Source organism: Phyllobacterium sp. 01N428 (assembly GCF_056399405.1).
This window is the reverse complement of the sequence record NZ_JBFTRH010000001.1, coordinates 98,926-118,114: the sequence shown is the minus strand read 5'-3', so window position 1 is coordinate 118,114 and position 19,189 is coordinate 98,926. Positions and strand designations below refer to the sequence as shown.

The window sequence follows — 19,189 nt, the reverse complement described above, 5'->3', positions numbered from 1 at the left end:
CTGCAGATGCACATACGCGGCGGTTTGCGCCCGATCACCGATGAGGTCAAGAGGTTCAGATGGAAATGCTCGAAGGAAAGCGTCGTAAAGCGCGAGCGGGTGACCTCGCCCTGTTTCTGCGGATAGACAAGTTTGAGCTCGTTGCCGCGGGTCTGGATCAGCTTCAGCGAAACGCCAATCCAGTCGAGCCCTTCAGGCGGCGGGGAGGCTACTCGCAGCCCGGGTGCGCGATAACGGGCGTCTCGTTCCAATCGAGGCCATACATATAGCCGCGTCCCTGGATGACGAGCGGACTGTCGCAGCCCGTATTGGGAGGGGGAACGGTTCCAACCACGCGCGGATCGCTGACAGGCGAGATCACCGCCGGACCCTTGCCACGCTTATAGACCGGAACCTCTCGCCGGATGTCCCGGCCAAGCGTATCGGACTTTGCCGCAGAAGCGCCGACAAAGATGATCTTTGGTCCGCCCTCTTCGTGCAGGACGACGTTGCCGTACTCGTCGCCAGAGGCGTTGCTGGCATTGTTGCCGTTCGCGGTCGCAAGTTGCGGAACCAGCAACAGCGCGAGCGCAACGGATGCAACTGACGATTTCAACAACACACTTTGCGTCAAGCACATTTGTCATCCCTCATCGGCTAGCTTGCTTGATCGCAGCATTAATCTTTTATTAACAATTGTCATCTGCCCATCGCTAATCAAATCGATTTTCATCCGCGCTGCTGGTTGACGGGCCCGGCAAATCAACCAATCCTTGGCGCCAACAAACCGGCTCGACCGGTGCGATCCAAGGGATGGAAGCCGAGATGACAAAGAAGACCACGGACGAGCACGCAATCGACATTTCGCAGCTCCATCTTAGCCATGCCCATGAGTTCGCGCCCCTGCTCGCCAGCTACGCGCAAGCATTGAAGCGCGGCGCACCGCGCCGCCCCGACGATTACTACGCCGAAAACCTGTTGCGCGACCGCGCCGCCGAGATCGCGGGTGCCCGCCTCGATGGTCAACTCGTGGGCTTTGTCATCTTCTACGATCTGCCGGAACCGGTTTCAGGCATGCGCGCCGGCCAGGTCGATCATATCTACGTGCATCACGATCACCGCGGCAAAGGCATCGCCAAGGCGCTGATCGATGTCCTCGCCGACAAGGCCGAGGAGCGCGGCTGGACCAAGCTGTCGCTCAATGCGCCGCGCATTCCAGAGGACGGTCGCAAGCTCTACGAGCAAGTCGCGGCGCCGGCCGACTGGACAAGCTTCATCATACGCTTTGGCAATCAATAGAGTGTCCGCAACGAACGGTTGTTTTGCGGTGTGACACGTCGCGCGCGAGACAGGCTGCGTCGCCACCAAAATAGCCGCGCAGTGCCTTCGGGACGGCGTCAGGGATATGAACTGGAGAGACTCATTCAAGTATTTTTTGCAGTGAACAATAATGGCGTTCCTATCAGTGACGGAGCCATTTTGCCGGTTTAAACGATTGAATTTTATGAATAAACCATAAGTGCTTGCTATTGGCGCCATTTCGCAGCATGAGGGTGCGGAAAGGGCTTTGACGCAGTGCAAAAACCGGATTAAAACCCTTCTAAATTGCCTCTCGCAGCCTTTCGGCCCTGCCCGCCATTCGAGGTGAGGCGCTCAATTTGGAAACGCCATGAGCAAGTCATCAATACATGCAAACCGGCCCCTTTCGCCGCATTTGCAAATCTACAAGCCAATCCCAACCATGGTCATGTCGATCGTCCACCGCGTTACCGGTGCGGCGCTTTATGTCGGCACGTTGCTGGTTGCCTGGTGGTTGATCGCGGCTGCGATCGGCGAAGACTACTTCAACTTTGTCAATGCGATTTACGGCTCGTGGCTCGGTCTTCTGGTTCTGCTCGGCTACACCTGGGCGCTCCTTCATCACATGATCGGCGGCATCCGCCACCTGATTTGGGATACGGGACGCGGCCTCGAAAAAGAAACCACCACCAAGATGGCCTGGGCTTCGCTCATTCTTTCGGTCACGCTGACGATCCTCGTCTGGATCGCCGCATTCACAATAGCCTAGAACAAGGAGGCGGAACGATGGGCGACATGCGCACGCCGCTCGGCAAGGTTCGCGGATTGGGTTCCGCCAGGGAAGGCACCGAACACTTCTGGCGCCAACGGCTGACGGCCGTTGCCAACGTGCCCCTGCTTCTGTTTTTTATCGGACTGATCCTCTCCCTGCACGGAGCCAGCTATGCGGAGACCAAAGCCGCGCTTTCCCATCCGCTGACGGCATTGGTCCTGTTGATGGTGATCATTTCCGCCCTATATCACATGCGACTCGGCATGCAGGTGATCATTGAAGATTACGTCCATGGCGAAGGGTCGAAGATCGTCCTTTTGATGCTCAACACCTTCTTCACGCTGGTGGTTGGCGTCGTCAGCATCTTTGCCATCCTCAAGCTGAGCTTTGGAGGCTGAGCCACATTATGGCAGCTACAGAAAATACGGCCGGCAAGGCCTACACATTCGTTGACCACAAGTTCGACGTGGTCGTGGTCGGAGCAGGCGGCGCCGGCTTGCGCGCAACGCTTGGCATGGCCGAGCAGGGCCTCAAGACGGCATGCATCACCAAAGTCTTCCCCACCCGCTCGCATACGGTCGCGGCGCAAGGCGGCATCGCCGCCTCGCTCAGCAATATGGGCCCGGATTCCTGGCAGTGGCATATGTATGACACGGTCAAGGGCTCGGACTGGCTCGGCGACACCGATGCCATGGAATATCTGGCGCGGGAAGCGCCGGCGGCCGTCTACGAACTCGAGCATTATGGCGTGCCGTTCTCGCGAACCGAGGAAGGCAAGATCTATCAGCGTCCGTTTGGCGGTCACATGATGAACTATGGCGACGGGCCTCCGGTGCAGCGCACCTGCGCCGCAGCTGACCGTACGGGCCACGCCATCCTGCATACGCTCTACGGCCAGTCCCTGCGCAACAATGCGCAGTTCTTCATCGAATATTTCGCACTCGATCTTATTCAGGATGAAGAGGGCACCATTACCGGCGTCGTCGCCTGGAATCTCGATGACGGCACGATCCATCGCTTCGCCGCGAAGATGGTGGTGATGGCGACGGGCGGCTACGGCCGGTCCTATTTCTCCGCAACCTCCGCCCACACCTGCACCGGCGATGGGGGCGGCATGGTGGCACGTGCCGGCCTGCCCTTGCAGGACATGGAGTTCGTTCAGTTCCATCCGACCGGCATTTATGGCGCCGGCTGCCTAATCACCGAGGGAGCGCGCGGTGAGGGCGGCTATCTCGTCAATTCGGAAGGCGAGCGGTTCATGGAGCGCTATGCCCCATCCGCCAAGGATCTGGCGTCACGCGATGTGGTTTCGCGTTGCATGACGCTTGAAATCCGCGAGGGTCGCGGTGTCGGCAAGAACAAGGATCATATCTTCCTGCATCTCGACCATCTTGATCCGGCCGTCCTGCATGAGCGGCTGCCCGGCATTTCGGAATCGGCCAAGATTTTTGCCGGCGTCGATCTGACACGCGAGCCGATCCCGGTCTTGCCGACGGTCCACTACAATATGGGCGGCATTCCGACCAATTATTGGGGTGAAGCACTGAACCCGACCGCAGCAGATCCCGACCGTATCCAGCCTGGTCTGATGGCGGTGGGCGAGGCGGGTTGCGCTTCGGTACACGGAGCCAATCGCCTTGGCTCCAACTCGCTGATCGACCTTGTCGTCTTCGGTCGCGCGGCGGCGATCCGCGCCGGCGAGGTAATCGACCGCAATGCCAAGGTGCCGGACATCAACGGCGCCTCCGTCGACAGGATCATGGATCGGTTCGATCGCCTGCGCCACGCCAGCGGCGGAACGCCGACAGCGGTGCTGCGCGAGAAGATGCAGCGCACCATGCAGGAAGACGCTGCCGTATTCCGGACGTCCGAATCGCTGAAGTCCGGTGTGGAACGCATGGAAAAGATTTGGAGCGAGCTACCGAACATCAAGGTGACCGACCGTTCGATGATCTGGAACTCGGATCTCGTCGAAACGCTCGAACTTGAAAACCTGATGGCAAATGCCCTGACAACCGTGGTTGCCGCCGAGGCGCGCAAGGAAAGCCGGGGTGCCCACGCGCACGAGGATTTCCCCAGTCGCGATGACGTCAACTGGCGCAAGCACAGCCTTGCCTGGCTGGCTCCGGATGGCAAGGTCACGCTCGGCTACCGCCCGGTCCATCTCGACCCGCTGGTCCGGGAAGAGGATGGGGGCATCAGCCTCGCCAAGATCGCGCCCAAGGCGCGCGTTTACTGAGCAAGGGAAAGGCTTTAGGGCATCATGGTTGAACTTGCACTTCCCAAGAACTCGCAGATGCGTCCGGGCAAGACCTGGGACAGGCCGCAGGGCGCCAACAATCTGCGTGAGTATCGTATCTATCGCTGGTCGCCGGATGATGGTGAAAACCCGCGTATCGATACCTACTATGTCGATCTCGACGATTGCGGGCCTATGGTTCTCGACGGACTGCTGTGGATCAAGAACAAGATCGATCCGACGCTGACACTCCGCCGCTCCTGCCGCGAAGGCATTTGCGGCTCCTGCGCGATGAATATCGATGGCACCAATACGCTCGCCTGCACCAAGGGCATGGACGAGATCAAGGGACCGGTAAAAATCTATCCGCTGCCGCATCTGCCGGTGGTGAAGGATCTGGTGCCGGATCTTTCCAACTTCTATGCACAGCATCGTTCGATAGAACCCTGGCTCAAGACGGTCTCGCCGGAACCCGCCAAGGAATGGCTGCAGAGCCACGAGGACCGTGCCAAGCTGGACGGCCTCTATGAGTGCATCTTGTGTGCCTGCTGCTCGACATCGTGCCCCAGCTATTGGTGGAACGGCGACCGTTATCTTGGACCGGCCGTGCTGCTGCAGGCCTATCGCTGGCTCATCGACAGCCGTGATGAGGCGACGGGCGAGCGCCTCGACAACCTCGAGGACCCGTTCCGGCTCTATCGCTGCCACACGATCATGAATTGCGCGCAGACTTGTCCGAAGGGGCTAAACCCCGCAAAGGCCATCGCCGAAATCAAGAAGATGATGGTGGAACGCCGGATCTGAGGCTACTGCCGTTGAACCTAGAGAAACGGGCGCCCTGAGCGCCCGTTTCATTATTGCATGGGTTGATATTATCCCAGCTTGGCGTCCAGCGTTACTTCGATCGCACCGAGCGCCTTCGAAAGCGGGCAGGTCGCCTTTGCCTGTGCGGCGAGCTTGGCGAAGGTCGCATCATCAATACCCGGAACTGTTCCGACGAGGGTAAGAGCGCTCTTGGTGATCTCGAAGCCGCCGCCGGCGGCAGGACTGATTGTCACCTTGGCCTTGGCGTCGAGGTTCTCGGCCGGCGTGCCGTTCTCGGCGAGGAAATGGGACAATTGCATTGCAAAGCACCCGGCATGCGCCGCTGCCAGCAATTCCTCCGGGTTGGTGCCGGACGTGCCGCTTTCGTCCTGAAAACGCGCCTTGAAATTATAGGGCAGGCTCTTGAGCGCACCGCTTTGTGTGTCGAGTGTGCCTGAACCTTCCGTGAGAGTTCCCTTCCAGATTGCGGTTGCCTGTCTGTCCATTGGTATCTCCCTGATTTGATCTGGAGTGATATCGAAAAGCGCTCCGCGCAAACGGCACGGTGTTTCCATCATAACCACCGCCCGGCATTATTCCATCGACTAATTTACCCAGCGCCTGCCTTGACGTAGAGATTGCCAATTTGCGCGGGATTTTTGGATCATGCATATTGTTCTGCTTGTGCTCGGGTTGCTGGGCGGCGGGGTTTTCTGGTGGTACAGGCTCATGTTCCTGGGCAGGGCGGCAAGCGACATCGCCGACGAGGCCGGGCGGATTAGGGGACATTTCCGGCGCCGAAAAATCAGGATGCAGGCGGAAAATTCGCCGATCACTGCAATCAACGATCCGGTACACGCTGCCGCTACGATAATTCTAGCTATTATCTCGGAAGACGAGATGATCGACGATCGGCATACCGGTGCGGTCAGAAAAGTCCTGCTCAAGGTCACAAATTCCCTGCAGGTTGACGAAGCGGTCATCTATGCCCGATGGGCATGCGACCAGATCGGCGATACAGTCACGGTGATTGAGAAAACCACGCCTTTCATCAATCAAAGATTGAGCGAAGTGGAAAAGTGCGAATTGCTTGATATGCTGGAAGCGACCGCTGCGGCCGTGCCTCCCACACAGCACTACAAGCAGCGGGTCAGAAAGCTCAGGCAAAGGCTTGGCTTTCAAGTCAACTGATCAACGACACCGAACAGGAAAACCCCGTGAAACTGAAAAAGCTTGGCCGGACGGATATAGACGTCACGGAAATTTGCCTCGGCACCATGACCTGGGGCGTGCAGAACACCGAAGAAGACGCACATCGACAGATCGACTATGCGCTCGATAACGGGATCAATTTCATGGATACGGCGGAGGTCTACGCCATACCGGCGAGCCCCGCGACCTATGGCAAGACCGAGACCTATATCGGCACATGGTTCAAGAAGACCGGCAAGCGCGACAAGTTCGTCCTCGCCACGAAGATCTCCGGCGGCGGCAATGGCTGGATCCGCGATGGTGCCAAACCGAGCCGGCGTTCGGTCCACGAAGCCGTAGAAGACAGCCTCCGGCGCCTGCAGACCGATTACATCGATCTCTATCAAGTGCATTACGCCGCCCGCGGCCACTATCATTTCGGCAATGGCTGGCACTATGCGCCGCACACGCAGAACAAGGCCGAGGTGCCCGTCCAGATCGAGGATGCGCTGCAGGGCCTCGACGATATGGTCAAGGAGGGCAAGATCCGCCAAATCGGTCTTTCCAACGAAACCGCTTGGGGCATTGGCCAGTGGCTCAAGCTTTCCGAAAGGGAGAACCTGCCGCGCGTCGCCTCGGTCCAGAACGAATATGGCTTGCTGCAGCGCGCTTTCGATCTCGACCTTGCCGAACTCAGCCATCATGAAGACGTTGGCCTGCTCGCCTATTCCTCGCTGGCGTCCGGCGTTCTCACCGGCAAGTATCTCGGCGGCAAGGTGCCTGACGGGACCCGCGGCTCGATCCAGCCGGGCGGCCTGTGGCGTAACAATGAGCATTCGGCGCCGGCGGTGCGAGCCTATATCGATCTCGCGCACAAGCACGGTATCGATGTGGCGCAGCTAGGCATCGCCTTTGCCCTCACCCGGCCATTCATGAACTCCGTCATAATTGGCGCGACGACGATGGAGCAGTTGAAGGTCGATATCGGTGCGGCAGACCTAACGCTCTCGCCGGAGATCCTGACGGAGATCGAAACTATTCATCGTCGCTTTCCGCGGCCGCTCTGATTTCTGCCCGGAATGTGCGCGGCCTGTGCCGCGCACAATCATTAAATCGCCTGCCCCTGCAACAGCTTTGGCGCCGAGGTCGAGAGGCCGGCAGCTTGGCGAATGAAGAAGCCCTTGAGGCGCGGCATGCGTTCGACAAGGCCGAGGCCAAAATCGCGCAAGGCGCGCACCGGCAAATTGTCATTCGAGAACAGCCGGTTCAGCACGTCGGTGGTGACCCCCATCTGCACCGTGTCGAAGCGTCGCCACGTCTGGTAGCGCTCGAGCACGGCCACCGAGCCGATGTCGAGCCCCAGCCGGTCCGCATCCACAATCGTTTCGGCCAGCGCTGCCGCGTCCTTGAAGCCGAGGTTGAGCCCCTGTCCGGCGATCGGGTGGATGCCATGCGCCGCATCGCCGGCGAGGGCGAAACGCGGCTTGACGAAATCGCGCGCCAAGGTCAGACCGAGCGGGAAGGCCTTGCGCCCACCTTCAACATGGAGTTCGCCAAGTTTGAGCCCGAAACGCTGCTCGAGTTCTGCTTCGAAAAGGAAATCATCCTCCTGGATAAGGCGCTCGGCATCTGCCGTCCGTTCGGTCCAGACCAGAGACGAACGGTTGCCCTTGAGCGGCAAGATTGCGAATGGACCGGCGGGCAGGAAATGTTCTTCAGCGCGGCCGTGGTGCGGGCGTTCGTGGCTAACGGTGCAGACTATGCCGGACTGGCCGTATTCCCAATTGACCGTCTTGATGCCCGCCATGTCGCGCAGCCGCGACCTGACCCCATCAGCGGCAATCAACAGCCTCGTATCGAGGGTATTGTCACCGGAATGACGGACGGTGAGATATGCCTCGCCATGCTCGAATCCTTCGACTGGCGCTCCTTCGATAAAAGTAACGCCAAGCGCTTCGGCCTTCTTGCGCAACGACGCATTGAGGATGCGATTTTCAACCATATGAGCGAAAGGCTCGCCGGGCTCCACCTCGCCATTGAATGTGAGGAATACCGGGCGCACGGGGTCAGATGTGCGCGAATCGGTGACGATCATCTCGGTGATAGGCTGTGCCTCTGGAAGTATCTCGTCCCAGCAGCCAAGCCTGTCGAGCATGCGGCTCGCCGCGGCTGCAATAGCCGAGGCACGCGTATCATTGCGCCAGACACCCTTGGGCGCCGCGTCGATGACAGTGACGCCAAGATGAGCGGCAGAAGATTTGAGGGCGACTGCAGTGGCAAGGCCGACATAGCCTGCACCGGCTATGATAATATCGGTGGTACGTTGCGCCATGTTTGCCTCCTCTTGCCGCCACTGCAAACGCTTGACTTGTCGGTCCGTTCCTGTTGCAAGCGTCAGGTAAAACGCCTCGTAGGGAGATGACCGTCCATGTCCAAAGCCATGAAAGAGCTTTTGTCCATACTCGACCTTGAGACGCTTGAACACAACCTGTTTCGAGGTCGCAGTCCGCAGGTCGGCTGGCAGCGCGTCTTCGGCGGACAGGTCATCGGCCAGGCGCTGGTCGCTGCGCAGCGGACAGTCGATTCTTCGCGCCACGTTCATTCCCTTCACGGGTATTTCATGCGCGCTGGCGACCCGAAAGTGCCCATCATCTATGAAGTCGATCGCATACGCGATGGTTCCAGCTTCACGACCAGGCGCGTGGTCGCAATACAGCATGGGCATGCGATCTTTTCGCTCGAAGCCTCCTTCCAGATCGAAGAGGGCGGCCTGGAGCATCAGGTTCCACGTCCGCTCGATATTACACCGCCGGAGCAATTGATCAGCGACAAGGATCTGAAGGAACAGTACCTGCAGAATGCTCCTGAAAACATTCGCAGATATTGGGAGCAGGATCGTCCCATTGAATTGAAGCCGTTGTCGCTGACGCATTATTTCTCGCGCGAGAAATTGCCGCCGGAGCAAAACGTATGGATCAAGACGACGGGCCCCGTGCCGGCCGACCGGGCAGTGCAGGCAGCCGTCCTCGCCTATCTTTCCGACATGACCCTGCTCGATACATCGCTTTACGCGCATGGGCGCTCGATATTCGACCGCGACCTTCAGGTCGCGAGCCTTGATCACGCCATGTGGTTCCACCGCCCCTGCAACTTCGACGACTGGCTGCTTTATACGGCAGACAGCCCTAGCGCATCAGGCGCACGGGGCCTTACCCGTGGCACGCTTTATGGCCGCGACGGCACCCTCATCGCCTCCACGGCACAAGAAGGCCTAATTCGTGTGCATGCAAAGGTGTGAGATTTAACCAGTCACTTACATTTGCCTATAATTTAATCAGCGCGCATGGAAAAATGGGCAATAGCACCTTTCCGTGAAAAATACCCGTTAAATATCAATGGTTTAAATCTCTCATCTGATTCTGGCACGGAACTTGAATACTCCTGACCAGTCACCAATGGCGCATGCTTGAGGCGATGGGTTCAACGCGGTCATGCCTTCAGGTAATTCCACTCTGAAGGTGCCGCGCTAGCGCAGGGGTAGTTGAATGAAAATTGTGATGGCTATCATCAAGCCGTTCAAGCTGGATGAGGTGCGCGAAGCCCTCACCGCTGTCGGCATCCAGGGCCTGACCGTCACCGAGGTGAAGGGATATGGCCGCCAGAAGGGGCACACCGAAATTTATCGCGGGGCCGAATATGCGGTCAGCTTTCTTCCCAAGCTGAAGATCGAAATCGCAGTCGCGTCAGAGCTCGTCGACACCGCGGTTGAAGCTATCACCACGGCTGCCAAGACCGGCCAGATCGGTGACGGCAAGATATTCGTCCTCAGCATCGAGCAGGCTGTTCGTATCCGTACCGGCGAAACCAATACCGACGCGCTGTGAATTAGGGGTTCAAGGAGAAAATAATGACAATTCTGCCAAGTTTGAAATCTGCGGCGCGCACTACCCTTCTGGGGTCGCTGGCGCTTTCAGCGTTCGGCGCGATCGCCGCCTTCGCCCAGGAAGCCGCTCCCGCTGCAGCGCCCGCCATGACGGTCGACAAGGGCGACACCACCTGGATGATGATCTCGACCGTCCTTGTGCTGCTCATGACCATTCCCGGCCTTGCTCTGTTCTACGGTGGTCTCGTCCGCGCCAAGAACATGCTGTCGGTACTCATGCAGGTGTTCACGATCACAGCGGTCGTCATGCTGATCTGGGTGTTCTATGGCTACAGCCTTGCCTTCACCCCCGGCAATGCCTTTGTCGGCGGCTTTTCCAAGGCGTTTCTTTCCGGCGTGGACGTGACCACGATGTCGGAAACCTTCTCCAAAGGGGTCGCCATTCCCGAACTGGTCTATGTCTGCTTCCAGATGACCTTTGCCTGCATCACGCCGGCGCTGATCGTCGGCGCCTTTGCTGAACGCGTCAAGTTCTCGGCCGTGATCCTCTTCGTCATCCTTTGGGTAACGTTCGTTTACTTCCCGATCGCGCACATGGTCTGGTTCTGGGGTGGCCCGAGCGCCTATTCCGACCCCTCCGGCCTGATCTTCGGCTTCGGCGCGATCGACTTCGCCGGTGGTACCGTCGTTCACATCAATGCCGGTATCGCCGGTCTTGTGGGCGCCCTGATGATCGGCAAGCGTGCCGGCTACAAGAAGGACATCATGGCACCGCACTCGATGACGATGACCATGATCGGCGCCTCGCTGCTGTGGGTGGGCTGGTTCGGTTTCAATGCCGGCTCCAATCTTGAAGCCAATGCCTATGCCGGTCTTGCCATGATCAACACCTTCGTCGCCACGGCCGCAGCTGCGGTCATGTGGATCATCCTCGAAGGTTGGCTGCGCGGCAAGGCCTCGATGCTCGGTGCAGCTTCGGGTGCCGTTGCCGGTCTCGTTGCGGTAACGCCCGCCGCTGGCTTCGTCGGCCCGATGGGTGCGATCGTCCTCGGCGCCTTCGTCACGTTAGTCTGCTACTTCTTCGTAGCCGTGGTGAAGAACAAGTTCGACTATGATGACAGCCTCGACGTCTTCGGCATCCACTGCGTCGGCGGCATCATCGGCGCGCTTGGAACCGGTATCCTTGTCAATCCGGCTCTTGGGGGCGCTGGCATCGTCGACTATTCGACCGCCGACTTTGCCGCTTCCTATGCCGGCACAGCAACCCAGCTCTGGGCACAGTTCAAGGGCGTTCTCGTGACGTTGCTGTGGTCCGGCATCGGCAGTGCGATCCTGTACAAGATCGTCGACCTGGTCATCGGTCTGCGTGCATCGCCTGAGTCCGAGCGCGAAGGTCTCGACCTCACGTCGCATGGTGAAGCCGCCTACCATATGTAATCGGCAGAAGCGGCACATTGCCGACCTGACAAATGAGTGCGATGGGCCCGGAAATTCCGGGCCCATTTTGTTTTGGGCCAGACTTGTCTCGGTGCCACCAGAAGCAAATTTGGCCCGCTGCTTCCCATGGTTAATGCCCCCTTAACCATCGGCATCTTAACGTGAGAATCAAATCTGCGGCTGGGGCTCAGCCGCTGGGCATGCATTTACGCGGGGCAAGCATTCATGCGTCAAGGATATTCAGCCTCTTATGCCATCGATGGCGAACGGCACGGGTTGACCACCATATTCCGGCGGCAGATTCTCCTGCTTTGGGGGCTAGCGCTGTTTGGCTTCGTGGCCTTCGCCGTCGGAAGCCTCGCGACATGGAATGTCCTCGATCCGAGTTTCAGTCACGCGACGTCCAATCCGGTCCACAATGCGCTGGGCTATCCGGGCGCCGTGTTCGCCGATCTCGGTATGCAGTTCTTCGGCCTCTCCATGGTGGTGGCTTTGATGCCTGCGCTCTTCTGGGGCGGCTTTCTCGTTACCGGCCGCAGCATCGACCGCATGCCGAAGCGCGCCGTCGCCTGGTTCTGCGCCTCGCTGATGGCTGCGGCGATGGCAGGTTGCTTCGCCATACCCTCAAGCTGGCCAATGCCGATAGGCCTCGGCGGGGTCTTCGGCGACATGGTTCTCAAGATACCGGCAATTTTCATCGGCACGTTTCCCCGGGGCGGGTTGGCAATGATCGTTGTTGCCGTGCTCGTATTGCCGAGCCTTTGGGTATTCTCTTTTGCCAGTGGAATTATCTATCGCGACAGCGAGCCTCCGGTCGCCAAGAAATCGACGCGCCACGTCGCCGATGAAGACGATTATGATGACGAGGACGACGATGAAGACGATCGCGAAGGCGGTGGTCTGCTTGCCCTCGGCGCCTTGACCCACTGGTTCCTGAGCGCAAAAGCGCTGTTCCGACGCCTGACCGGCCATAGCGGCGCAGGCAATCTGCGCGGACGCCAGCGGGCTGATGACTTCCTCGACGACGTTGGAGGCGGTAAGCAAAAAGCCGGTGCGAACGGCGTCCGCCGTGAGCCCGGCTTTGGCGATGCGGCGCCGCGCATAGAGGCTCCTTCGATCGACATCGGAAACGACGATTTCGACGCACGCTCGGCGCGATTTGATCCAGTAGCATTCAGTGATGACGACGAAGACGATGACGACTGGGCGCCGCAGGCCGCCCCGGCACGTTCCGCTCCGGCACGGCCTGTGACGGCGCGAATCGATACGCCGGCACCTGCACCGAAGGCTGGAGCGCGTGTCCAGCGTGAAGCGCAGGCCTCGCTGATCAAGTCGGATGACTTCGAGATGCCGTCGCTGCATTTCCTGAGCGAGTCGAAGAATGTCGTCCGCAATCCGAGTCTCTCGAAGGAAGCACTTGAGCAAAATGCGCGGCTGCTTGAGGGCGTGCTGGAGGATTTCGGCGTGCGCGGCGAGATTATCCACGTTCGCCCCGGCCCGGTCGTCACGCTCTATGAGCTTGAGCCCGCACCAGGCATCAAGTCGTCGCGGGTCATCACGCTTGCCGACGATATTGCCCGCTCGATGAGCGCCATCGCCGCGCGCGTCGCGGTTGTTCCTGGCCGCAACGCCATCGGCATTGAATTGCCCAACCAGACGCGCGAGATGGTCTATCTCAGGGAATTGCTGGCGAGCCGGGATTTCGAACAGACGAAGACGAAGCTCGCGCTTGCACTCGGCAAGACCATCAATGGCGAGGCAGTCATTGCCGACCTTGCGAAAATGCCCCACCTTCTCGTCGCAGGCACGACGGGCTCAGGCAAATCCGTCGCCATCAATACCATGATCCTGTCGCTGCTCTATCGCATGACGCCGGAGCAGTGCCGTCTCATCATGATCGACCCGAAGATGCTGGAGCTGTCCATTTATGATGGCATCCCGCACCTTTTGACGCCCGTTGTCACTGATCCGAAGAAAGCGGTCGTCGCGTTGAAGTGGACGGTCAAGGAGATGGAAGACCGCTACCGCAAGATGTCGAAGGTGGGCGTGCGCAACATTGACGGCTTCAACCAGCGCGTCGAACAGGCACAGAAGAAGGGCGAGCGCATCGCCCGGACGGTCCAGACAGGATTCGACCGGGCGACCGGCGAGGCCGTCTACGAGACGGAGGAGCTCGACCTGAAGCCCATGCCCTATATCGTCGTCATCATCGACGAAATGGCCGATCTGATGATGGTCGCCGGCAAGGATATCGAGGGCGCGGTCCAGCGCCTCGCGCAGATGGCGCGCGCTGCGGGCATCCATGTGATCATGGCGACGCAGCGACCCTCCGTCGACGTCATCACCGGCACGATCAAGGCAAACTTCCCGACTCGTATCTCCTTCCAGGTCACGTCGAAGATCGATAGCCGCACGATCCTTGGCGAGCAGGGCGGCGAGCAACTGCTCGGCATGGGCGACATGCTCTACATGGCCGGCGGTGGCCGCATCCAGCGCGTGCACGGCCCGTTCGTCGGCGACGATGAAGTGGAGAAGATCGTCCAGCATCTGAAGCTGCAGGGTGTGCCGGAATATCTCGATTCCATTACCGAAGAGGATGACGAGGACGAAGGTGCTGGTCCGGCCGGAACGAGCAATCTCGAAGATTCGGACGATCCGTACGATCAGGCGGTCGCCGTCGTCCTGCGCGACAAGAAGGCGTCAACGAGCTATATTCAGCGCAGGCTCGGCATTGGCTACAATCGTGCCGCGTCCATTATCGAGCGCATGGAGCAGGAGGGTCTGGTCGGCCCGGCGAATCATGCTGGAAAGCGCGAAATTCTCGTGCCGACACAGGATGACGAGTTCTAGGAACGTTATGCCAGGCGCGTGCCGTAACATCAAGAATTTGCGGCGTTATGGAATGCTGCCCAGCGAGTTCCTATCTGTAAGGGGGCAGGGCGGTTACGTAACGTCCTTGCCTAGCTCACATTGAGGAACGGAAACGGTTTTGTGCCGTTTCTTAGCCACAGTGAAGCCAAACTGGGTTTCTAAATACCGTTCGACGACGATAGGAGATATGACCATGATGACGACCGCACCGTTTCGCGCAATTGGCTCGCTTATGAGAGCGTCGGCGGTCGCCTTGATGGTCGGTACCGCATGTGTTACCGGAGTGGTGGCGGTTGCGACGCCGGCGCTGGCCCAAGCTGCGCCCGGTGGCGTCAGCGCAGCCCAGGAAATCGCCAACAAGTTCTCGGGCGTTAAGACCCTGACCGGCAGTTTCGTCCAGTTCGGCCCGCGCGGCGACCAGACGGAAGGCACCTTCTACATCGAGCGTCCGGGCAAGATTCGCTTCAACTACAACAAGCCCTCGCCCATCCGCGTCATTTCCGATGGACAGTCGGTGGTGATCAACAACCGCAAGCTCGACACCTGGGATCTTTATCCGCTGTCGAAGACGCCGCTGAAGCTGCTTCTCAGCGATTCGATCGACCTCTCCGGCGGCAAGGTAAAGTCGGTCAAGGAAGAGCCCGACATGACGACGATTGTCCTTGGCGACAAGTCGATCTTCGGCAATTCCACGATTACCATGATGTTCGATCCGAAGACCTCGGATCTGCGTCAGTGGACCATAACCGATGCGCAGGGCCTCGATACCACGGTCATGATCACCAATGTGCGCACCGGCGTGCGTTTCGCTGACGACATGTTCAAGATCGACTACACGCGTATTGCGATGAAGAAGTAATCACCGGCGGCTTGAACTCTGGTTGATCTTTTGGCATGACCGCGCAGCACCTTTGCTGCGCCTCCCATGCCTTTCCGCGAGTGTTCATGCCCTTTTCCGTTGCCACCTGGAACATCAATTCCGTTCGTCTGCGCCTGCCGCTCGTCCTGCAGTTTCTGCGCGACTATCAGCCGGACGTTCTGTGCCTGCAGGAGACCAAGTGTCCGGACGATCTATTTCCGCGCGAGGCGCTGCACGCGGCAGGTTATGGCCATATCGAGATCAGCGGCCAGAAGGGATATCACGGTGTTGCGACACTGTCGCGCCGGCCGCTGACGGAGCCGGCACGGGTTGGCTTCTGCGATATCGCCGACTGCCGGCATCTAAGCACAGTCGTTACCGCAGGAACCAAGCGTCTGCGTATTCATAATTTCTACGTCCCTGCAGGCGGCGATGAGCCGGACCCCGTGATCAACCCGAAGTTCAAGCACAAGCTCGGCTTCCTCGACGAAATGAAGGCGATGAACGCCGTCTATGGCGACGGCCATGCCTCTCTGCTGGTCGGTGATCTCAACATAGCGCCGCTGGAGACCGACGTCTGGTCGCACAAGCAATTGTTGAAGGTCGTCAGCCACACACCCATCGAAACCGAAGGCCTCGAAACCTTGCGCAAGGATGGCGGCTGGAGCGACCTCATGCGCCACCACATTCCGCCACACGAGAAAATCTACACGTGGTGGAGCTATCGGGCGATGGACTGGGAAGCGGCGGATCGCGGCCGGCGTCTCGACCATATCTGGGGATCACCCGACCTCGAAAATGACCTGACGGATATCACGGTCCTGCGCGAAGCACGCGGATGGGACCGACCGTCCGACCACGTCCCGGTCATCGCCCGCTTCAACCTGGATTGATATGGATACTCTAGCGCTCCTGGAACAGGTGCTCGTATTGCGTAATCGCGTCGATCAACTCGCTGATGTCTGACGCGATCTTGTCGTGCAGCGCGGCGGCGATCTCCGGATATTCCTCGAGGATGCGCCGGAACAGGGACCGGTTGAGGCGGATAACTTCCGTCTCCGCTTCGGCCATGGCGCTTGTCAGCCGTTTCGTCTGAGCAATGATCGCCATTTCGCCAAGCACGGCCCCGGGTCCGACCGTTTTCAGGATGACGCGCCCGGTCGTACCCTCACGAAAAAGCGAGATTTCGCCGCGGTCGATGACATATGCGCAATCGGCAGACTGACCTTCGCGGTAGAGTTCGCGCCCCTCTCTGAGGACAAGACGTTCCGTGCCGAAGGCAAGCAGTCGCAACTGGTCGCGCGTAAACGTCTCGAACAGCCCCACCGTCTCCAGTATGCGGATATCATCTTCAATTGCCATGCATGAACAGACATATACCTAGATTGGCCCCACCGGCATCAAGGAATGAGCTTGTATCCCCCGCTTTCCGTGACGAGTATGGTTGAATTCGAAGGATCGTGCTCGATTTTCTGGCGCAATCTGTAGACATGCGTTTCAAGCGTATGGGTGGTAACGCCGGAATTGTAGCCCCAAACTTCTTCGAGAAGCACATCGCGTGTAATGACCTTCCCGCCAGCGCGGTAGAGGTACTTGATGATCGCAACCTCTTTTTCCGTCAGCCGGATCTTGCCGCCCTTGGCATCGATGAGCATTTTCTGCCCGGGCTTGAACGTATATGGCCCGACGACAAACGTAGCGTCCTCGCTCTGCTCATGCTGCCGCAACTGGGCCCGAATGCGGGCCAGAAGCACGGCGAAGCGAAACGGCTTGGTCACATAGTCGTTGGCGCCCGATTCGAGCCCGAGAATTGTGTCGGAATCAGTGTCGTGCCCGGTCAACATGATCACCGGCGCCTTGAAGCCGCCTTTGCGCAGAAGCTTGATCGCTTCGCGCCCGTCCATGTCGGGCAGACCTACATCCATGATCAGCAAATCGACGACGCCGTTCCGTGCAGCCTGTACGCCCTTGGTCGCGTTGTCTTCCTCGATGATCTGGAACTCCTCGTAGAGCCCGAGTTGCTCGACGAGAATGGCTCTCAGATCCGCATCATCGTCAACGATCAGAATAGTACGCGCTGTCATCAGATCTCCCGCAAGTGCAAAGAAGTGATTGGAATTTAAGTCGAATTACGGAGGAAAGAAAGGGGATCGACTTGATATTGCCTGTGAGGCGCATCAGTCTGACACAAAAAGGCTTTTTATGAGGCAATCATGAGTCGAAAGCGGTTGCTGGTCATCGATGTACGCCCCCGCCCCGGCCATGCAACGCAGGGGCAACTCATCGCCGGCGGAATGGTGCTGCGCTGTGCGCTCGGACGCGGTGGAATCACGGCTTTCAAGCGGGAGGGCGATGGTGGGACACCCTTGGCGCAGATGCGATTGCTCCACGGTTACAAGCGCCCGGACAAGCGCGTTCAGGGCGGCGGTGGCCTTAAGCTGCGCGCCCTGCGCCAGAATGACGGGTGGTGCGAAGTCGGCAACGACCGCAACTACAACCGGCATGTGCGTATTCCCTATGGCGCAAGTCACGAGACCATGTGGCGCGAGGACGACCTCTATGATGTGTGTATCGTCATGGACTGGAATATTCGGCCGCGGCGGCGGGGCAAGGGCAGCGCTATTTTCTTTCACCTGGCGCGGCCGGGCTATACGCCGACGCAAGGCTGCATCGCTTTGAGTCGCGGCGACATGGACAGGCTCTTGCCGCACCTTTCCGATCAGACGGTTATTCGCGTGCGGCGGTAAAGGCTACGCAAAGCGCCAGACGGTGGTGCGCTTCACCTCGGCATCTTCGAGGACGCGCGTCACCGGCACGGTGTAGACGGCAAGCTCATGCAGCAGGTTCTTCGGGAAATAGGAACGGCCGGGATCGCCGACGATAACCTCGGCGCCGCGCGAAGCCAGACTGGTAAACCAGGGGATCAATTGATCCGCAAACGCCTTGTCGTAAAAGACATCACCGGCGAGGACAACGTCCCAGCCGCCGTCGCTGCCGATCAGGTCGTCTCCCCGAGCTTCCAGGGAAACGCCGTTGGCAGCCGCATTGAGTGCGATAGCCGGCAACGCGAACGGATCAATGTCGCAGGCAACCACATGCCGGGCGCCGGCCAGCGCCGCCGCAATGCCGACAAGCCCGGAACCCGAAGCGAAATCGAGGACGTTCTTGTCCCTTACGCTCGCCGGGTGGTCGAGCACATAGCGCGCCACCCCCTGACCGCCGGCCCATGCAAACGCCCAGAAGGGCGGGGGAAGGCCGAGCGTCGCGAGTTCCTCTTCGGTCCGGTGCCAGAGATCATGCGCCTCATCGGCGAGATGAAGCTTGATCTCGGGAACATGCGGCGGCGATTGCAGCGCTGTGTTGTTCAACACAAATCGGCGGAACCGATCGCTTCCGGGCTCGAGAACAGGCGCCTCCGCAGCGGTCATTCCGGTGCGGGCGTCAGGCCGCCCATGCGGCAGACTTCGACCCATTCGTCGGGCATGACCGGCTGAACCGATAGCCGCATCGAGGTTACCAGCGCCATCTTGGCGAGCTTTGGGCTCGCCTTGACGTCCTTGAGCGAAACCGGATTCGGCACGTCCTTGACGGCGCGAATATCGACGCATTCCCAACGTGGGTCGTCCGTACTCGAATCATGATGGGCGAGCGCGCAGACTTCGACGATGCCGACAATATCGAGGCCTTCGTTCGAGTGGTAGAAGAAACCCTTGTCGCCGATCTGCATCGCCCGCATGTTGTTACGGGCCTGATAGTTGCGCACGCCCGTCCATTCGGTGCCCTTGGCGCCGGCAGCCTTCTGCTTTTCCCAGGACCATGCGTCAGGTTCGGATTTGAACAGCCAGAATGCCATAT

Annotated in this window: 21 protein-coding genes; 14 read left to right on the top strand and 7 right to left on the bottom strand. The window is 59.3% G+C overall.

Translation table 11 applies throughout. The features are described from left to right. Positions 1–208: 208 nt before the first annotated feature. Entirely contained in the window at positions 209–595 is a 387-nt protein-coding gene (locus AC1DNI_RS00590; RefSeq protein WP_477690448.1) for a hypothetical protein, read from the bottom strand. A 209-nt stretch (positions 596–804) separates the two neighbouring features. Here AC1DNI_RS00590 and AC1DNI_RS00585 point away from each other — a divergent pair, with 209 nt between their 5' ends. The 5 genes from AC1DNI_RS00585 (at position 805) to AC1DNI_RS00565 (ending at position 5,093) form a co-directional block, all read left to right on the top strand. Then, positions 805–1,278: a GNAT family N-acetyltransferase gene (locus AC1DNI_RS00585; RefSeq protein ID WP_027231006.1), complete on the top strand. Its 474-nt coding sequence runs from the start codon at positions 805–807 to the stop codon at positions 1,276–1,278. Between the two features lie 370 nt (positions 1,279–1,648). Further along, entirely contained in the window at positions 1,649–2,047 is a 399-nt protein-coding gene (gene sdhC, locus AC1DNI_RS00580; RefSeq protein WP_091920850.1) for a succinate dehydrogenase, cytochrome b556 subunit, read from the top strand. A gap of 17 nt (positions 2,048–2,064) precedes the next feature. Beyond that, on the top strand, positions 2,065–2,448 hold the full coding sequence (gene sdhD / locus AC1DNI_RS00575) for a succinate dehydrogenase, hydrophobic membrane anchor protein (protein WP_477690447.1): 384 nt from the start codon (positions 2,065–2,067) through the stop codon (positions 2,446–2,448). An 8-nt stretch (positions 2,449–2,456) separates the two neighbouring features. Then, positions 2,457–4,289, top strand: a complete 1,833-nt coding sequence (sdhA, locus tag AC1DNI_RS00570) for a succinate dehydrogenase flavoprotein subunit (RefSeq protein ID WP_477690446.1) — start codon at positions 2,457–2,459, stop codon at positions 4,287–4,289. Positions 4,290–4,313: 24 nt separating this feature from the next. Next, positions 4,314–5,093, top strand: coding sequence for a succinate dehydrogenase iron-sulfur subunit (locus AC1DNI_RS00565; protein ID WP_091920854.1), 780 nt, complete (start codon positions 4,314–4,316; stop codon positions 5,091–5,093). A 68-nt stretch (positions 5,094–5,161) separates the two neighbouring features. Here AC1DNI_RS00565 and AC1DNI_RS00560 read toward each other — a convergent pair whose 3' ends face one another. Further along, positions 5,162–5,599, bottom strand: coding sequence for an OsmC family protein (locus tag AC1DNI_RS00560; RefSeq protein ID WP_027231011.1), 438 nt, complete (start codon positions 5,597–5,599; stop codon positions 5,162–5,164). 223 nt (positions 5,600–5,822) lie between these two features. Here AC1DNI_RS00560 and AC1DNI_RS00555 point away from each other — a divergent pair, with 223 nt between their 5' ends. Both AC1DNI_RS00555 and AC1DNI_RS00550 read left to right on the top strand, forming a co-directional pair. Beyond that, a complete protein-coding gene (locus AC1DNI_RS00555) occupies positions 5,823–6,284 on the top strand; it encodes a hypothetical protein (RefSeq protein WP_477690445.1) in 462 nt (153 codons plus the stop codon). Positions 6,285–6,310: 26 nt separating this feature from the next. Continuing rightward, complete coding sequence (locus AC1DNI_RS00550; protein ID WP_477690444.1) at positions 6,311–7,351, top strand: aldo/keto reductase; 1,041 nt, start codon at positions 6,311–6,313, stop codon at positions 7,349–7,351. A 41-nt stretch (positions 7,352–7,392) separates the two neighbouring features. Here AC1DNI_RS00550 and AC1DNI_RS00545 read toward each other — a convergent pair whose 3' ends face one another. Then, positions 7,393–8,616, bottom strand: a complete 1,224-nt coding sequence (locus tag AC1DNI_RS00545) for a ubiquinone biosynthesis hydroxylase (protein WP_477690443.1) — start codon at positions 8,614–8,616, stop codon at positions 7,393–7,395. 96 nt (positions 8,617–8,712) lie between these two features. Here AC1DNI_RS00545 and tesB point away from each other — a divergent pair, with 96 nt between their 5' ends. From tesB to AC1DNI_RS00515, 6 genes are all read left to right on the top strand, one after another. Then, positions 8,713–9,582, top strand: a complete 870-nt coding sequence (tesB, locus tag AC1DNI_RS00540) for an acyl-CoA thioesterase II (RefSeq protein ID WP_477690442.1) — start codon at positions 8,713–8,715, stop codon at positions 9,580–9,582. A 247-nt stretch (positions 9,583–9,829) separates the two neighbouring features. Further along, complete coding sequence (locus AC1DNI_RS00535) at positions 9,830–10,168, top strand: P-II family nitrogen regulator (protein ID WP_027231016.1); 339 nt, start codon at positions 9,830–9,832, stop codon at positions 10,166–10,168. A 23-nt stretch (positions 10,169–10,191) separates the two neighbouring features. Then, entirely contained in the window at positions 10,192–11,604 is a 1,413-nt protein-coding gene (locus AC1DNI_RS00530) for an ammonium transporter (protein ID WP_027231017.1), read from the top strand. Between the two features lie 225 nt (positions 11,605–11,829). Next, complete coding sequence (locus AC1DNI_RS00525; protein WP_477690441.1) at positions 11,830–14,454, top strand: DNA translocase FtsK; 2,625 nt, start codon at positions 11,830–11,832, stop codon at positions 14,452–14,454. Positions 14,455–14,731: 277 nt separating this feature from the next. Continuing rightward, entirely contained in the window at positions 14,732–15,334 is a 603-nt protein-coding gene (locus AC1DNI_RS00520; RefSeq protein ID WP_477691445.1) for an outer membrane lipoprotein carrier protein LolA, read from the top strand. An 86-nt stretch (positions 15,335–15,420) separates the two neighbouring features. Then, a complete protein-coding gene (locus AC1DNI_RS00515; RefSeq protein ID WP_477690440.1) occupies positions 15,421–16,227 on the top strand; it encodes an exodeoxyribonuclease III in 807 nt (268 codons plus the stop codon). Between the two features lie 10 nt (positions 16,228–16,237). Here the strand turns inward: AC1DNI_RS00515 and AC1DNI_RS00510 are convergent, their stop codons facing one another. Both AC1DNI_RS00510 and AC1DNI_RS00505 read right to left on the bottom strand, forming a co-directional pair. Next, the gene (locus AC1DNI_RS00510) at positions 16,238–16,696 is read right to left on the bottom strand and encodes a cyclic nucleotide-binding domain-containing protein (RefSeq protein WP_027231021.1); all 459 of its coding nucleotides are present in this window, start codon (positions 16,694–16,696) and stop codon (positions 16,238–16,240) included. Between the two features lie 38 nt (positions 16,697–16,734). Then, positions 16,735–17,418, bottom strand: a complete 684-nt coding sequence (locus AC1DNI_RS00505) for a response regulator transcription factor (protein WP_027231022.1) — start codon at positions 17,416–17,418, stop codon at positions 16,735–16,737. 129 nt (positions 17,419–17,547) lie between these two features. On the opposite strand from AC1DNI_RS00505, the gene AC1DNI_RS00500 reads away from it, so the two are divergent. Continuing rightward, positions 17,548–18,081 (top strand): L,D-transpeptidase family protein, encoded by a 534-nt coding sequence (locus AC1DNI_RS00500; protein ID WP_477690439.1) that lies wholly within the window; start codon positions 17,548–17,550, stop codon positions 18,079–18,081. 3 nt (positions 18,082–18,084) lie between these two features. Here the strand turns inward: AC1DNI_RS00500 and AC1DNI_RS00495 are convergent, their stop codons facing one another. Together AC1DNI_RS00495 and AC1DNI_RS00490 are read right to left on the bottom strand one after the other, a co-directional pair. Next, positions 18,085–18,762 carry a class I SAM-dependent methyltransferase gene (locus tag AC1DNI_RS00495; protein ID WP_477691444.1) on the bottom strand — a complete coding sequence of 226 codons (678 nt, stop codon included), beginning with the start codon at positions 18,760–18,762 and terminating at the stop codon, positions 18,085–18,087. Then, the gene (locus AC1DNI_RS00490) at positions 18,759–19,187 is read right to left on the bottom strand and encodes an EVE domain-containing protein (RefSeq protein WP_091947655.1); all 429 of its coding nucleotides are present in this window, start codon (positions 19,185–19,187) and stop codon (positions 18,759–18,761) included. The genes AC1DNI_RS00495 and AC1DNI_RS00490 overlap by 4 nt, the downstream gene beginning before the upstream one ends. Between the last annotated feature and the right edge of the window lie 2 nt (positions 19,188–19,189).